This is a genomic window from Phormidium sp. CCY1219 (assembly GCF_035615515.1).
GTDB lineage: Bacteria > Cyanobacteriota > Cyanobacteriia > Cyanobacteriales > Laspinemataceae > CCY1219.
Genome location: NZ_JAJENT010000517.1, coordinates 1 through 15,156 on the forward strand (window position 1 = coordinate 1; position 15,156 = coordinate 15,156).

A 15,156-nucleotide genomic window follows, 5' to 3' on the forward strand; every position below is an offset into this window, starting at 1 on the left:
CATTTTTTATTTGAATATTTGGTCGAGAGGCTTTCCCTGTGGTAGAATGCGCGGATATCTCCATATGGTTCACCCTCTACCCCCCCCAAAAAACACGATCGAGTTCAAATGATTTACTCGTCCCCCCCCAGATTTTGATATTGACAGAAAGCATAGGCGTCGAACAACGCGCCCACCAAACTACAGGTCAGACCAATGACGAGCAACCCTTGCAAGGGGCGACCGCTGCCAAAGGTTGATAAGAATTGTAACAAATGCTTGACACCCGACTGGCCGATAGTTCTGAACCCAGGCAGATGGCCGAGCAAAGAGAATCCCGCCAAACCAAATCCGATCGGCAGACTGGGTGCGGCAAAACTGAGGAGACTGGTTAAAAGCAGCGATCGCAGAAAATTAGGCAAAATATTCATATCAAGCAACTTAGGGGGAGTAACTGTGCAACCCAAAGTCAAAAAAAAGACCCGAGTTGATTTCTACGATAGGCGCGATCGCCTAAATTGGTCAGAACTGTCACAAATATTAAGTTTTTATTAAAAAAGTTAGTTAAAATTTGTAAAGCACCGAGGTCAATACAGCGGTCCGAATCGAGATAGAAACCCGAGTGAGTAAACCCTTGCACAAATCCAGCTTGGCAATATGGAGTCAGCGACTGCTCGCGGCGATCGTGCTAGGGGGGCAAGTGATGTTTCACCTGCTCAGTGGCAAAATCCACCGTCGCAACACCTTCGAGCAGATGGCCTTTGTCGGGCCAGACTCCCTCTTTATCGCCTTAGTCACCGCCACCTTTGTCGGCATGGTCTTCACCATTCAAGTAGCGCGAGAATTTATCAACTTCGGGGCCGGAAGCGCCGTGGGCGGCGTATTAGCCCTCGCCTTATCCCGCGAACTCGCCCCGGTTCTCACCGCCGTAGTCCTCGCGGGACGAGTGGGATCCGCCTTTGCTGCGGAACTCGGCACCATGCGCGTCACCGAACAAATCGACGCCCTCTATATCCTCAAAACCGATCCCATCGATTACCTGGTCATTCCCCGGGTCCTCGCCTGCTGCGTGATGCTGCCCATTTTAACCCTCTTCTCCTTTCTCACCGGCATGGTTGGCGGACTCGTCATTGCCACCAACTTGTACACCATTTCTCAAACCATCTTTCTCGACTCCGTTCGCACCCTCCTCGGCTTTTGGGATCTCGTCAGCGCCTCGATTAAAGCCATTTGCTTCGGCGGAGTGATTGCCGTGATTGGCTGTAGCTGGGGCTTGACCACCACCGGGGGAGCCAAAGGAGTCGGACAGTCCACCACCACCGCCGTAGTCACCTCCTTGCTCGCCATCTTCATTTTCAACTTTTTTCTCTCCTGGCTGATGTTTCAAGGCGTGGGCACCGGCGTATTCTAATCCCTCGCCGCCCTTCACCCTCTAAAATAGATCCACAGATCCACAAGTACACCCGACAAACGCTTTCCCCAAAATCACCGTGACCACTACCCCTTCCACCTCAATCCGACAAACCGTTAAACTCTCGCCGAGTTACGTACTCCCTTGGGCATTCCTCATCGGTGCGGTGCCCTTGCTGGCCATTCAACCCTTGCTCAGTTTGCCGATCGCCCTGTTTGGCTTATTTCTGATGTATCAAACGGCAACCATTCGCCTGGAATTTACCCCCACCGCTCTCGACGTTTACCGCACCGAAACCTTGATTCGCCGCTTTCCTTACAAAGAATGGGAAAATTGGCGCATCTTCTGGCCCTCGGTGCCCATTTTGTTTTACTTCAAAGAAGTCAAAAGCATCCATTTTCTGCCGATTCTGTTCGATGCGAAGATGCTGCAAACCTGCTTAGAAGAACGCTGTCCCTACAAGCAGTAATCTGAACCAATCCCGGGGGGTGGGGGAGTCAATTGCACTTCCCCACCCCCATTCGCCCTCAGTCCCTCCTTCGGCTACAATGCCTCCTAGGACACTCCCACCACTGGTGCTGCCCGGGGCCGAACCCTCCCCGCCTGTCCGCCCATTGAAGATTCATTCTCTAATATCCCTTGCCCATGAATTCAGACGAAACCCAAACCCCAGAACCCAGAGAAAGCGATCGCCCCATCGACCTGGAAACCGCGATCGGCCAGGATCCTCCGGGGTCCTCGCTGACGGCGGGCGACCCTTCTGCGGTTCCCGCCCCCCCGGCGGTGGATCTGTCCGAAGATGTATGGGCAGAACCGACACCGGAGAGCGACCCTGCAGAGTCTGGCACCACCAACACTGAGGCTCCTGAACCCACGCCACCGATGGATGTGCGACTCTCCCAGGATGAATGGGCAGAACCGGCTACGGAAAGCGCACCCCCAGACACTCCGGAACCCGAACCCACCCCCGAGGAGACTCAACCTGCGGCACCTCTCAACATCCAGTCGGCGGAAACCAGCAAACCCACTGACGCGCCCCCGCCCTCAGATGCGGAAGAAAATGCCGCCACGCCAGCAGCGTTAGAAGACCTGGAAGCCGTGGGAACTGCCACTGCGGAAACCCGCGAACCCACAGATGCGCCCCCGCCATCGGATGCAGAAGAAAATGCCGAAACCCCAGAAGCATTAGTCGCGGCGTTGGAACGACAAGTGGCTCAATTGCAACATCAAAAACTCGCGTTGCAAGAGGAAATTACCCAGTTGCAAGCCTCTCGGGCTGATTTGATGCAAGGGCAACTCGCCGATACCCAAGCAGCGATGGGGCGGTTGGTGAAAGATGCCTTGAGCGAGTTAGAACAGCGCAAGCATCACCTGCAAATTAGCGTGGAACAGCTCGAACGGCGTCAGGAGCGGATCCGCTCGGAAATGCGAACCACCTTTGCTGGGGTCTCCCAAGATTTGGCCATTCGGGTGCAGGGATTTAAAGATTACTTGTCCGGCAGTTTGCAGGATTTGGTGAATGCGGTGGAGCAATTGGAGCTGACACCGGAAGAACCGGAACCGCAAAGACCCCCGGCTAAACCGACTCGCGGGGGCGATCGCAGGGGCGATCGCAGGGGCGATCGCTTGGTCATGCCCAAGTTTGCCGAAGGCGGGTTTCAAGACCAAGCCAAACACATTCGCCGCATGTTGGATAAATATCGCACGATGCCGGATTATTACGGACCGGCATGGCAACTGCGTCGGACGTTTGAACCAGTTCACGCACAGCGCCTTTCTCAGTGGTTTTTCACTCAAGGGGGTCGCGGGGCGATCCGGACGATGGGTAGCCGCTTGCAAAATATTTTGGTGACCTCGGCGGCAATTTCCGCGCTCAAAACCCTTTATGGCGATCGCCTCCGCACCCTGCTACTCGCCAATACTCCGGAACGTCTGGGAGAATGGCGCAGGGGGTTGCAAGATTGTCTGGGCATTTCTCGCATTGATTTTGGTCCCGATCGCGGGGTGGTTCTGTTTGAAGCCCCCGAAGCGGTGGCCCAAAAAGCCGACCGCTTGCTCAAACAAAAGCAAATGCCGCTAATCGTCATTGATGAGACGGAAAACGAAGTTAATCTATCCCTGCTACAATTTCCCCTGTGGCTGGCTTTCGCGCCGGATCCGGAAGTGCCAACGGTTCTGTAGCACACACAGGCCAGTTGCCCGGGACGAGGGGACGGCTCTGTGCGGCACTCTCTGGCCGATCGCGCGCAGCAAACCACCTAGGGCGCGCGATCGCTACGGGGGGAACGCGATCGTCTCGGTGCGGTTTGCTTGTCCTAGCGGGGTGCAATTCGATTGGTTTGTTTTTTTATCGTCTCAAGTTTTACCTCAAGGATAGCGATGGTTCTCTGGCTTGTTATAAATTTTTCTTTGTTGATAGCGGGATATTTGTTCGGTTCGATTCCTACCGGATATATTGTGGCTCGCAAACAACTCGGAATTGATATTCGCGAGGAAGGTTCTGGCTCTACAGGTGCCACCAATGTCCTCAGAACGGTGGGCAAAGGAGCCGCTTTGTTTGTGTTTTTGGTGGATGTCTCGAAAGGCATTGCCGCGATCGCTCTGGTTCGCGCGCTCTATTCTTGGCCGGCAATGACCCAATTGGCACCCCCGACGGTGGATCCGTCGATTTGGGTGTATTGGATGGCAATGGTAGCAGGCATCGCCGCTTTGGTGGGTCACACCAAATCAGTGTGGATTGAGTTTCGCGGCGGAAAAGCGGTGGCCACCAGTCTCGGCGTTTTGTTGGCTCTTTGTTGGCCGGTGGCTTTACTAACATTCAGCGTGTTTGGCATCATGTTGTCGATTTCACGCATCGTTTCTCTCAGTTCGATGTCCGGTGCGATCGCCCTCCCCGCTGTCATGTTTTTGATGAATCAACCCCTGCCCTATCTCTTATTTGGATTCTGCGCGGGTTTTTATGTTATTTGGCTCCATCGCAGCAATATCGGGCGTCTGATGGCAGGCACCGAACCTCGCATCGGCCAAAAACTACAGCAGCAATCGGAAAGTCTTCAATCTTAAACTATCCCCAGTTTCAAGGGGGAAGGGGAAAAATTGAGGCTCGATAATAGAGCATTTTCTCAATTTTAACGGTCTCAATTTTTATCTCTTCATTCTACTTTTTTCGCCGGGTAGTTTTACTCAACTAAATAATCAACTTCAAAATTGTTTTTTATGGATTAATCGTCGATTTTTAAGGTTAAAAAATGCCTAAATTCGTGATTAGAATTTAGGCAAATACTGAGTTTAATATTGATGCCTATCTAACCTCGGGACAGGCTACTGCCATATCCAGAAAGGCGGTGGATTTCGAGGGCAATTGGATAAAATTGCGATAAATTTTTGTCGGGGAAGGGAAAACATTCGGCAAAATCCCAACTGAAGAATTGAGGAGTTGCGATCGCCCCTGCTCAATTCTTCAGCGTTACCGATCGCCAATTATTTTCCCAGTTCTTTCGATCGGGCGGCGGAGGCTTGCACTGCTTCGATAATCGCGGATCGAAATCCGGCTTTTTCCAGTGCGGCGATGCCGGCGATCGTGGTTCCTCCCGGACTGGTGACGCGATCTTTCAGTTCGGCGGGATGGAGGGAATTCTCGCGCATCAGGGTTGCCGTACCGAGTACGGTTTGCAACGCCAGTTGAGCGGCGATCGCCCGGGGCAGCCCAGCACAAACCCCGCCATCTGTCAAGGCTTCGATTAAAATCGCCACATAGCCCGGACCGGATCCGGAAACCCCGGTGACGGCATCCATCAGAGATTCGGGGACTTCAATCGTTTCCCCCACCGCTTGCAACACCTGCTTGGCGCGTTCCAGGTGATGGGGTTCAACTCCAGGACCGGCAGCGATCGCCGACATCCCGGCCCCCACGATTGCCGGTGTATTCGGCATGACGCGGATGGTGGGCACTTCGGGAAAAGCGGCGGACAATTTGCTTAACGGAACCCCCGCCAAAATCGAAATCACCACCGGCACCTGCTGTGCTGTACCCGGAGTCGGCAGATCTGCCGTGACGCGATCGAACAGTTGGGGTTTAATCGCCAGCAGCAGCACCTCAGTGGCACCGGCGGCGGCGTGATTGTCCGACGTCACCCCTACACCATATTGTTTTTCTAACGTTTGCAAGCGGTCCGCATTCGGATCGCTCACCAAAACCTCTTGCGGGCGATAAAGTTCTCGAGAAAGAAGGCGGGATAAGAGAGCTTCTCCCATTACCCCGCCGCCAATGATGCCAAATTTAATAGACAATGGTCCAATATTTTTAATCTACTTTCAGCTCATCCGGCGATCGGCGGTGCGGCAGGGATCGGGAGCGATCGCCCCCAGGAACCACCCACCACCGATGTCCGACTCAAATTACTGTGCTGCCATCTGGGACTGCCCTGGAGTCCAAGTTGCGGCAGGTTGTCCGCCTGCGGGGGGACGGGAGGCGCGTAAATGGGGTTGTAGAACCTCGTGAACCACGCCGGTTTGGGTACTGACTTGCACGCAGCTGGGGGTAAACAGGAAGATGCTTTCCCCGATCCGCTCTTGATGACCATCCAGGGCGTAGGTGCCACCGGCAATGAAATCAACCGCCCGTTGCGCTTGGTCGGGATCCATCATTGTCAGGTTCAAAACCACAGATTTGCGTTCCCGCAGGGCTTGAATGGCTTGGGGCATTTCTTCAAAAGACTTGGGTTCCATCACCACCACTTCCGAGATGCCGTTGTTGGCTCCAGGCAACCCAATCACGTTATTCATCGCGTTCATGCTAGACCCCATAGCCCCTTCTGTTCCAACCATACCCATCCCCGAAGTGCGATCGCGAAGGTTTCCTCTATTCCGACGCGCTTCCGCTTCCGGAGACGCTGCGGCTGGTTGTTCTTGGTACAGGTTTTGATACCCTTCCCCTTCTATTTCGTCATACTCGTACTCATAATCCACGGGATCGTTGATCCCCACCATATCTCGTAGCTTGGAAAAAATCGTATTCACGGTTTTCGCTCCATCAAAACTAGGGTTAAATGAGGGCAGATGTTTTAGCTGATAGATGACTACCAAACAAAGATTAACTTTGTCCCTTCCGTGCAATATTCCCATCGACGATCGAAATATTGCCGGCCTCCACCAAAGCGCGAAGCGCGGATTGCGCGCACCATGTCTGTCTCGGTTGTGACAATGGCCTTATTAATCTGGCCTACATCCACCTTTCCGGTGTGGGAGGCAATGCTCAGCCACGGCGGGAAAAGGGGATGACTTTTCTGGAGAAGAACCGAGCGCCAATGCTCGAACCGCTTTTTCTGTAGCCTTGCCCTAACAGCTAATGCTGCCCATTTCATTGCTCGACCCTACCCAGGTTAACAGTCTATTGTAGATTGTCACATCACCCGCGCGCTCTCCACATCTTAAAAGCAAGGTTGGTGATTTGGCGAGGCTTTCGGGGTTTGAGTTCGACCCTATAATTCCTATCCCAGTTAAGGTTATTTTCAACTTTTGGGTTTGGGCGCTTTTGTGGGAGTAATTTCTCTACCCCTTATCCTACTGCAAATTCTCCGGAAAAACGTTAAGGCGATCGCTTGCCAAACAAAATCGTCCCCAACCTAACCATTGTGGCTCCCGCTTTCACCGCCAAATGATAATCTCCTGACATTCCCATCGACAATTCCTGCATGGAAATATGCGACCAGTGTTGCTGCTCGATGTCCTCGGCGAGTTCCCGGGCGCGATCGAACAAGGCGAAGGTTTCCGATTCGGCTAACCCGGAAGGCGGAATCGCCATTAACCCTTTAATCTGCAAATTTTCACACTGGTTCAGCGCCGGGAGATCCGCCAGCAGTTTGGGAATTTGCCACCCGTATTTGTTGGGATCTTTGAAGATTTTCACCTGTAGGCAAACTTGGGGTTTAACCGATAGCGGTGCGGCTAAACGATCCAATCGCTGCGCGATTTTCAAACTATCCACCGAGTGAATCCAGGAAAATCGTTCTACAGCGCGTTTGGCTTTATTGCTTTGCAAATGTCCGATCAGGTGCCAATTGATATCTGACAAATCCGCTAATTGGTCTTGTTTCCCTTCCGCTTCTTGGATGCGGTTTTCGCCAAAATCGCGAATTCCCGCCGCATAGGCTTCCCGGATGGCGTCTGCTGACACCTGCTTGGATACTGCCACCAATCGGACTGACTCGGGTAAGGAGGCGCGAATTTTGGCAATCCGTTCGGCTATAGTCATTGAAACGTGCGTTTGTGAATAGCTTGAAGCTGAGCGTAATCTTTCGTTTGTCCGGTGCGACGCAGCACTCGCAGGCGGTTTTCCACCAGCAGGCGAGCATCGCTGCGGGTAACGGGTTCAAATCGCAAGCCCTCAGGCTCGGAAATGACCAGAAAAAATAGGCGTTGGGCATAAAGGGTGGTGAATAACTCGCGGTTCGCTTCAACCATGCACACCCTAAATAGCAGGCCAAAATTGGGATGATTCAGGTAGGTTTCGGTGTTCATTCAGCTTCTTGATTCTTGCTGTCTATCGCCAGGTTATAGATTCACAACAGATTTGAGGGATTGCTGTTCAGGTGCGGTGGAGGTTCCGGAAAAGCGGGTGAAAATTGCTGAGGTAAGGAGTGCGGGCGATCGCCCCCGTCTGGCAAAACCCGAGGGATTTTCACCCCTAACTCTGGCGGCGTTGTGGTCCCCCATCCCAATCCCTGTGCTGGCGTTTCCCCGCGCGTCGCCAACCTTAATTCCCATCGGCTACATCTCGCTCTTTGGCTCATCTGTTCCTCAAAAATTTCCCCCAAGCCACTGTTCCCATCTCCGTTACTCCTGACCTCCAATCCTAGGGACGCAAGGCGCAGATCGACACACTTAATTTGCTCAATTTGCCCTCTACCATACTCCCCCCTGACCCTCTCCTGTGGCAAGATCTCCGGGCTTCCAGCTCACCCTTCGGCGTACTGATGCCGTATCAAAAAATACAATTCTTCATTTATTTACCATTAAATGGGCAATTGCTCTAGATCCATCAGCCATCCAATTCTTTCATCGAGTTGAAGGCGTGGGATTCCCTGAATGTCTGAATAACCGTTTAAAATTGTACAATCCGAGTTCCTCTGTGTGGGTTTCTCCGGCGGCTAAAGCTGCTCAAAACGCTCTCAAATTTGCCCGCCTAGGATGCCACCTACTTGAGGACCAGTTGCATGGCGGCAATTTGGGCTTGCGCTTTGTGCAAAGATTCGTGCCATTCTCTCTCGGGATCGCTGTCGGCGACGATCCCTGCCCCCACTTGCCCCCACACCAATCGATGCGCTGTCTCTGGGGTGGTTTTCCCGCGATCGCCGAGGGTCTCCTCGCCATTTGTGGGTGCTGGTTTCTGCGGCGGTGCCAATAACAGGGTGCGGATTAAAATATTTAAGTCCAGTTGCCCGCGCCAGTCGAGATATCCGCAGGATCCATAAAATAAACTGCGGCGCAAGGGTTCGAGTTCTTCAATAATTTCCATGCAACGAACTTTCGGACAGCCGGTGATGGTCCCGCCGGGAAACATGGCGCGGATTAAATCAACGGCGTCACACTCGGGGCGCAGGGTGCCGATCGCATTGCTCACCAGATGCATCACGTGACTGTACCGTTCGATGGTTAACAGTTCGTTCACTTGCACCGATCCCCACTGACACACTCGCCCTAAGTCGTTGCGCTCTAAGTCCACGAGCATAATATGTTCGGCGCGCTCTTTTTGGTTGGCGAGCAATTCTTCCGCCAAGAAGCGATCGCGCTGTGGGGTCTCACCCCGCGCTCTCGTCCCGGCAATCGGGCGGGTCTGCGCCTGGGATCGTTGCAACTGCACCAGCCGTTCTGGGGAACAACTCACCATCTCTCCCCAAGGAGTCTGCCAATAACTGGCAAAGGGCGAAGGATTAATCTGATGCAAGGCGCGATAAACCGCCCAACTGTCTCGGGCGATCGCGCTCTCAAACCGCAAGGACAAGTTTGCCTGAAAAATATCCCCCGCTTCAATATATTTCTTCGCCTGTTGCACCGCTTTTTCATATTGGCTTTGCGATATCTGAAACTCCAGGGGAGTGGCGATCGCCTCGGAATCGGCTTCTCCCACAAATTCCTCTGGCGATTCCCAACCGGAACTTCCCGCCCTAACTCGCTTTTCCATCACCTCGAGTGCGGCGCGATCGCTGGCGGCTAACCACAGCTTTTGCTGGTGGTGGTCTAAAATCGCAAACTCGGCGGGTTCGTACCAATACGCCACCGGAAACGGAAGCGGATCGGGATTAAAATAAGGCAGCTTTTCGATTTCCCACGCGAGATCGTATCCCAGCCATCCCAACCACCCGCCGGTGAAGGGAAGGGACTCTCCCTCGGGCAATTCCTTCGGTTGCGGTGTCTGTTTGGAACACTCCAGCAGGTGGTGCAGGAATGGCAGAATTTCGCCAATGGGCGGGATCCACAGTCGCGGGCGATTCTCCACGATACGCGGCGCACCGGCACAGATGGAATATCGCGCGTGGGGGTTAGGCGTCGGGGTGGGATAAGGACTTTCTAACAGGGTGGCAATGTTGTGGATAGAAGGTTCCCCCGGTCCTTTTGCCTCGGCGATCGCAAAAAGTGCGGCAAAGATTTGCGATCCGGTGCGCCCTTCTAGGGGAAGCGATCGCCAAAACCACGGTAATATCGGTTCCATCATTCACTTCCCCTTTGAATTCTCGCGTCTCGGTGGCAATAAATCGCTTCTGCTCGCCTTTTTCATCCTTGCATCCCTCGCCGATTTCAAAACCCTTGCCATCCCCATACCAAGCGCACGCCCCAGAAGCCACACAGAACCGCGATCGCTACCCAGTCTCTCGCTTTCAATTGCAGGTGGTGCCACCGCACTCGATGCTCGTTGGGACTGGTAAAGCCGCGCACTTGCATTCCGCCAGCAATCTGCTGCGCTCGCAATAACAAGTTTTCTAGCAGTCTTTCCACTACAGTGAACCACACTTTGGCGGTGCCGCGCAAGCCGAGTTTTTTCCAGTTAATGGCGCGGGTCCGCACGGACCGAATTAAATTTTGCACTTCTTCTAACACCAAGGGGATAAACCGCAGGGATAAGGTTAAGGTCAGGGCAATTTCTGTCACCGGGACGTTAAATCGCCGCAGGGGACTCATCAAATCTTCGATGCCTGCCGTGATTTCTTCGGGGGCGGTGGTGAGCAAATACAGGTTGGTGCTATAAATCAGGGTAAACAGGAGGGTGCTGATGCGGATACCCAGATCCAAGGAGCGACGGGTAATTTTAAACCGCCCCCGCTCAAAGATGACGTATTGATATTCGTGGGGTTGGGGAAGGGAATCTTCCACCAGGGATGGGGGCACGGTTCTGTCTTGTCCCCAACCGAAGGGATTGTACCAGGGATTGCGTGAGTCGGCGGCGGGTGGGGTTGGCGGTTCGTGATTAAAGGCGATTTCCTGGGCGGGGAGGCGCGGTTGATGTTCTACGGAAAGTCCGTCGGGGGCGATCGCGGTAATCCCCAATATCAATATCCCCAGCATCAGCAACCATCCCATTTGCTGTCGCCACACTCGCAGGGGGATCCGCGCGATTACGGTCATCGCAATCAGCAACACCACTAACCCAATCCGTAACGGTGCATTGGCTAGGACCGGGGCAATTAAAAAGCTCATCAGCCATCCGAGTTTGACTCTGGCATCTAAGCGATGCAGTCCTGTCACTGGCTGTTCGAGATATAGCCCCAGTGGTAGCGATCGCAGTAAATCCATCAGCGTTTAAATGGTAATTTTTTTTCGAGTTTATAGCGATTTTATTTTATCCGCAATCCGGCTGAACTCGCCCTAAAATACGCGAATTTTGCCAAGGCATACCAATTAAAATGCCTACCCTTGCCATTCCGCTTGGGCATTCCTGGTCAATCTCAATAAAATCCATCTCTCGCCTTTTCCCATCCTGAAGAAGCATGGGCTTTGATAATATTTTCTCCCCCTGAACCTATCAGCTCCACAGTACGGACAGGACAAGGCTTTGTCCTGTCCTTCGCCTACGGATTTGTCGGTTGTGGCAACCCCTACACTTTCACCGCGCGATTGGTTTTGCTGCTGTCCACATCTCGGGCTTTTTTCCCGCGCCAAATCAAGCGCAATGGCGTCCCGGTAAATCCCAGGTTTTCTCGGAATTGTCGTTCGATGTAACGGCGATAGTTTTCGTGAAATCGGGTCGGATCGTTCACGAATAATGCAATGGTTGGCGGTTGGGTGCTGACTTGGGTGCCGTAGTAAATTTTTCCTTGTTTTCCTTGGCGAGTGGTGGGCGGGGTGTGCCAGCGCAGGGCTTCTTCTAGGACTTCGTTAATCACGGAAGTGGAGACGCGACGGGAATGTTCCCTGGCTGCACTTTCTACTAAATCGATAATTTTTTCCACTCGTTTCCCCTGTAGGGCACTGACGAAAATCATATCGGCCCAATCGAGAAAATACAGGCGAGCTCTCAGGTGGTTTTCGTATTCGTAAATGGTGGAGGAATCTTTTTCTATCGCATCCCATTTGTTGACGACGATAACGCAAGCCCGTCCCTCTTCTTCGATGCGTCCGGCTAATTTTTGGTCTTGTTCGGTGACGCCATCGAGGGCATCAATCACCAGCAGCACTATTTCTGCCCGCCGAATGGCTTTAAATGACCGATTGATGCCAAAAAATTCCGGTCCGTATTCCACTTTTTTCTTTTTCCGAATCCCGGCGGTATCGATGAGGCGATAAATTTGTCCCTTGCGTTTGACCAGGGTATCGATCGCGTCGCGGGTGGTTCCGGAAATTTCACTGACGATCGCCCGCTTTTCCCCAACAAAGGCATTTAATAAGCTGGATTTTCCCACGTTGGGTCGTCCCACAATGGCTACTTTGATTTCGTGGGTTTCTTCGATTTCATGCAGGGGCGGTAAGTAGGAAATTACTACATCGAGCAAATCGCCGGTTCCGCTTCCGTGAATCCCGGAAATGGGATAGGGTTCTCCCAATCCGAGTTCCCAAAATTCTGCTGCTTGAATTAATCCGTCGTTGACGGATTCGCATTTGTTGACGGCGAGCACCACGGGTACGCTTTGCGCCCGCAACCAGTTGGCAATTTCGCGATCGGCAGCGGTAGGGCCGAGTTGTCCGTCTACTACAAAAATAGCAACTTTCGATTCGGCTAAAGCCACCATTACTTGTTCGCGGATTAAGGGTAAAAATTCGGTTTCGTCATCGAAGACTAATCCGCCCGTATCCACTACCTGAAATTCTCGGTCTTGCCAAAAGGCGTCGGCGTAGGTGCGATCGCGCGTGACTCCGGGTTGGTCATGCACGATCGCCTCTTTCCCTCCCGCCAGTCGGTTAACGAGGGTGGATTTTCCCACGTTGGGTCGTCCGATAATAGCAACAATAGGTAAAGCCATCGGTTAAGTTTCCTGTTTTTTCGCTAAGAGCTAAAATATTGCATCATTTTATTATAGCGAAGTCTTTGCACGCCGGAATCTTTTTTCTCCCCATCCTCTCGTCGGCAATGGCACTATTGCTATCCCGGCGGGTTTCCCTCAATTCAATGCTCTGAAGTTTGACTCAGCGACAGGTGAATCCTGGATTGACTTCGGCAAAGCTTTGTTCGGTTTCTTTCCCGATGAGCTGGTGATAGTAGTCTTCGTTTTGAATTAATTTCAGCCGCGCTGTGTCTAAATCGGTGTTGGCAAAAATTAGCTCGGTGTTGGTGGCAAGGGTGATATTTTCGTCTAGGTTTTTTCCTGGGGTGGGTTGATAGGTAAAAATGGCGTTACCATTGGATTCTCGAAGGGTTAGTTTGGCTGAGGGTTCGAGGGGATTTTCCTGATTTTCTGCCGGATTGTATTCGCAGAATTTTTCCGCCGAGGTTTCGGTACAGCCGACGGATAAAATGAGGAATGCTATGGTTATTCCAAAGTGGGAAGGGGTGAGTTTCATAGCCGGATATTTGTGGAAGAGTTCTTTGGACTGAGAAGGGAAGGAGCGATCGCATTCCCTATCTCCCGTTTTTTATTGTAGCCGATTGCTGCAACTGTGCAGTTTCTATATTTTCCCGCGATCGCGCTTTTGCTTGCGGGTGGCAATGATTCTATTGTCTGGGAAAACCCTTTTTTCGGAAATGGGTCGGATTTTCGATCGCTGTTAACAGTTGGCTGCTGCGATCGCCGGGGATAATTCTGTGCATCTTGTCATTCTTGCAATTTCGTGGCTACAAATGTGGGGAGCTTTCCCCGGAGCGTTTTTTTTGCTAGGGTGGAGAGTAACATGAGGCAAACTGTGGCCACAAAAAGTCGAGGCTAGAATTGGAGCCAAAAACTGGATGGGGCGATCGGCGGGGAATCCCTTGCAGGGAAGCGCGATCGGGTGATAAGCACTCAAAAAACGAGGCAAAGAACCAGCCATCTGAATGCGATCGAGAGTCTGGAAGTGACCTATTTCACCGAGGCGAACACACAGAGAAATCAATGTTTAGATCGCGGCGGTTGCAAGTTGTGCTGCTGAATGCCTCGGAAATTCGTTTCGGTTATCTGTTGCCGCCCTGAATTAAAATGGTATGAGTCAGGGGGAAGAGAATGGCTCAGGGAAGAAAGGGGGTGTTTCCCCTGTCACCGATAGCAATCCACTATCCCTGAATAGTCGGTAGCCCTTGACAGGGATTCAAAATTGCAGTATGCTCTACGATCGGTACCCATCAAACTCAGTAAAATCTATCGATGGTAAAAAAATGCCCATGCCTACATCTACACCCGCAACGGTAGCGGCAGTTTGCCCGCCAATGCGCGGATGGCATGTCAATCATACTGGGGCATCTACAAAATACACTTCAAAGATTGACTGAGTTTAAATTGGGATAACTCGTTGATTTTGGTGCTCTACGACAACACGACGGGTGCAGCGATTACCCGGATTTAGGGAAAAAATCGGGAAGGTTTTGTGGGAGGCTGGATGAGAAAAATCCAGTGGCGATAAAACCTGAATTTTCTGCAACGCAGAAAGGAGTTTGAAGCACTCTGCAAAATGCTCGTTGCGGGTAAAAACTGTTGTATTGATTGGGGTGTAAAGCAGTATTTTTGCGCGAAAAAACGAGATTTAAAGTCGGGGTAGGCGATCGCTCATTCAGGAAAATAAAAATCTCGTGAGGGGCGATGCGCTTGCGATCGCTAACGCTTCACTCAATCCCCTCGGGGTTGCATTTGCACGACGATGTTGGAATTGAGGCAAAATCGAGCGAATCAATGCGGTTGATTGCAGTTGTGGTGAAAAAAAAAATAAAGACGAGTTCCATAGCGCCTGCGATGGCAATCGTTGGCGTTGCAATGGCGATGTCTACTTTACTAAAGGCGAAATTGGCCGTGAATTGGTTCCGGATTTTTGCGATTTATTGCGGAATATCTTTACCAGTTGCACCCTGGCTTCCTCCTAGTCTTTGGACTGGGGGGATTTTTTACCGTTCGACAGTCTCTTACCCGCTTCAATTACCGACAATCATAACCGCTCGATTTTCCATTTGTATAGAGAAACGAAATAAGCCGGCAAATGGAAGGCGCGATCGCTATCCGATGACGGTTCCGGGTGAATGTTTCGGCGGGTTTTTCTTTTCCTTTTTCAAAGAAAACACCCTCTGGGCTTTCTCTTGAACCCCTGGTTTAATTTCCGCGCTTTCTCTGTGCAGGCTTTCCCCGCTCAAAACCGACCGCTCGTCGCAGCTTTTT

Annotated in this window: 14 protein-coding genes; 5 read left to right on the top strand and 9 right to left on the bottom strand. The window is 52.1% G+C overall.

Annotated elements, in window-relative coordinates; translation table 11 throughout:
• Window positions 1-113: 113 nt before the first annotated feature.
• A complete protein-coding gene (locus LKK83_RS13570) occupies window positions 114-410 on the bottom strand; it encodes a hypothetical protein (protein WP_324631704.1) in 297 nt (98 codons plus the stop codon).
• A gap of 203 nt (window positions 411-613) precedes the next feature.
• On the opposite strand from LKK83_RS13570, the gene LKK83_RS13575 reads away from it, so the two are divergent.
• The 4 genes from LKK83_RS13575 to plsY all read left to right on the top strand — a co-directional run bounded on the left by LKK83_RS13575 (window position 614) and on the right by plsY (window position 4,453).
• The gene (locus LKK83_RS13575; RefSeq protein WP_442957312.1) at window positions 614-1,390 is read left to right on the top strand and encodes an MlaE family lipid ABC transporter permease subunit; all 777 of its coding nucleotides are present in this window, start codon (window positions 614-616) and stop codon (window positions 1,388-1,390) included.
• 79 nt (window positions 1,391-1,469) lie between these two features.
• A complete protein-coding gene (locus LKK83_RS13580; RefSeq protein WP_324631707.1) occupies window positions 1,470-1,859 on the top strand; it encodes a DUF3119 family protein in 390 nt (129 codons plus the stop codon).
• 629 nt (window positions 1,860-2,488) lie between these two features.
• Window positions 2,489-3,571, top strand: coding sequence for a DUF3086 domain-containing protein (locus tag LKK83_RS13585; RefSeq protein ID WP_442957314.1), 1,083 nt, complete (start codon window positions 2,489-2,491; stop codon window positions 3,569-3,571).
• A 198-nt stretch (window positions 3,572-3,769) separates the two neighbouring features.
• Window positions 3,770-4,453 (top strand): glycerol-3-phosphate 1-O-acyltransferase PlsY, encoded by a 684-nt coding sequence (gene plsY / locus LKK83_RS13590; RefSeq protein WP_324631708.1) that lies wholly within the window; start codon window positions 3,770-3,772, stop codon window positions 4,451-4,453.
• A 417-nt stretch (window positions 4,454-4,870) separates the two neighbouring features.
• On the opposite strand, the gene proC is transcribed toward plsY, so the two are convergent.
• The 8 genes from proC to LKK83_RS13630 all read right to left on the bottom strand — a co-directional run bounded on the left by proC (window position 4,871) and on the right by LKK83_RS13630 (window position 13,381).
• Window positions 4,871-5,680, bottom strand: a complete 810-nt coding sequence (proC, locus tag LKK83_RS13595) for a pyrroline-5-carboxylate reductase (protein WP_324631709.1) — start codon at window positions 5,678-5,680, stop codon at window positions 4,871-4,873.
• A 108-nt stretch (window positions 5,681-5,788) separates the two neighbouring features.
• Window positions 5,789-6,409 carry a cell division protein SepF gene (locus LKK83_RS13600; protein ID WP_324631710.1) on the bottom strand — a complete coding sequence of 207 codons (621 nt, stop codon included), beginning with the start codon at window positions 6,407-6,409 and terminating at the stop codon, window positions 5,789-5,791.
• Between the two features lie 568 nt (window positions 6,410-6,977).
• A complete protein-coding gene (locus tag LKK83_RS13605) occupies window positions 6,978-7,643 on the bottom strand; it encodes a YggS family pyridoxal phosphate-dependent enzyme (protein ID WP_324631711.1) in 666 nt (221 codons plus the stop codon).
• A complete protein-coding gene (pipX, locus tag LKK83_RS13610; protein WP_324631712.1) occupies window positions 7,640-7,909 on the bottom strand; it encodes a transcriptional coactivator PipX in 270 nt (89 codons plus the stop codon). Before pipX ends, LKK83_RS13605 begins: the two co-directional genes overlap by 4 nt.
• 676 nt (window positions 7,910-8,585) lie before the next feature.
• On the bottom strand, window positions 8,586-10,103 hold the full coding sequence (locus LKK83_RS13615) for an anthranilate synthase component I (protein WP_324631713.1): 1,518 nt from the start codon (window positions 10,101-10,103) through the stop codon (window positions 8,586-8,588).
• Between the two features lie 83 nt (window positions 10,104-10,186).
• On the bottom strand, window positions 10,187-11,179 hold the full coding sequence (locus tag LKK83_RS13620; protein ID WP_324631714.1) for an energy-coupling factor transporter transmembrane component T family protein: 993 nt from the start codon (window positions 11,177-11,179) through the stop codon (window positions 10,187-10,189).
• A 302-nt stretch (window positions 11,180-11,481) separates the two neighbouring features.
• Window positions 11,482-12,843, bottom strand: coding sequence for a ribosome biogenesis GTPase Der (der, locus tag LKK83_RS13625; protein ID WP_324631715.1), 1,362 nt, complete (start codon window positions 12,841-12,843; stop codon window positions 11,482-11,484).
• Between the two features lie 163 nt (window positions 12,844-13,006).
• Entirely contained in the window at window positions 13,007-13,381 is a 375-nt protein-coding gene (locus LKK83_RS13630) for a hypothetical protein (protein WP_324631716.1), read from the bottom strand.
• 1,256 nt (window positions 13,382-14,637) lie between these two features.
• Here LKK83_RS13630 and LKK83_RS13635 point away from each other — a divergent pair.
• Window positions 14,638-15,081, top strand: a complete 444-nt coding sequence (locus LKK83_RS13635) for a hypothetical protein (protein ID WP_324631717.1) — start codon at window positions 14,638-14,640, stop codon at window positions 15,079-15,081.
• Window positions 15,082-15,156 lie beyond the last annotated feature (75 nt).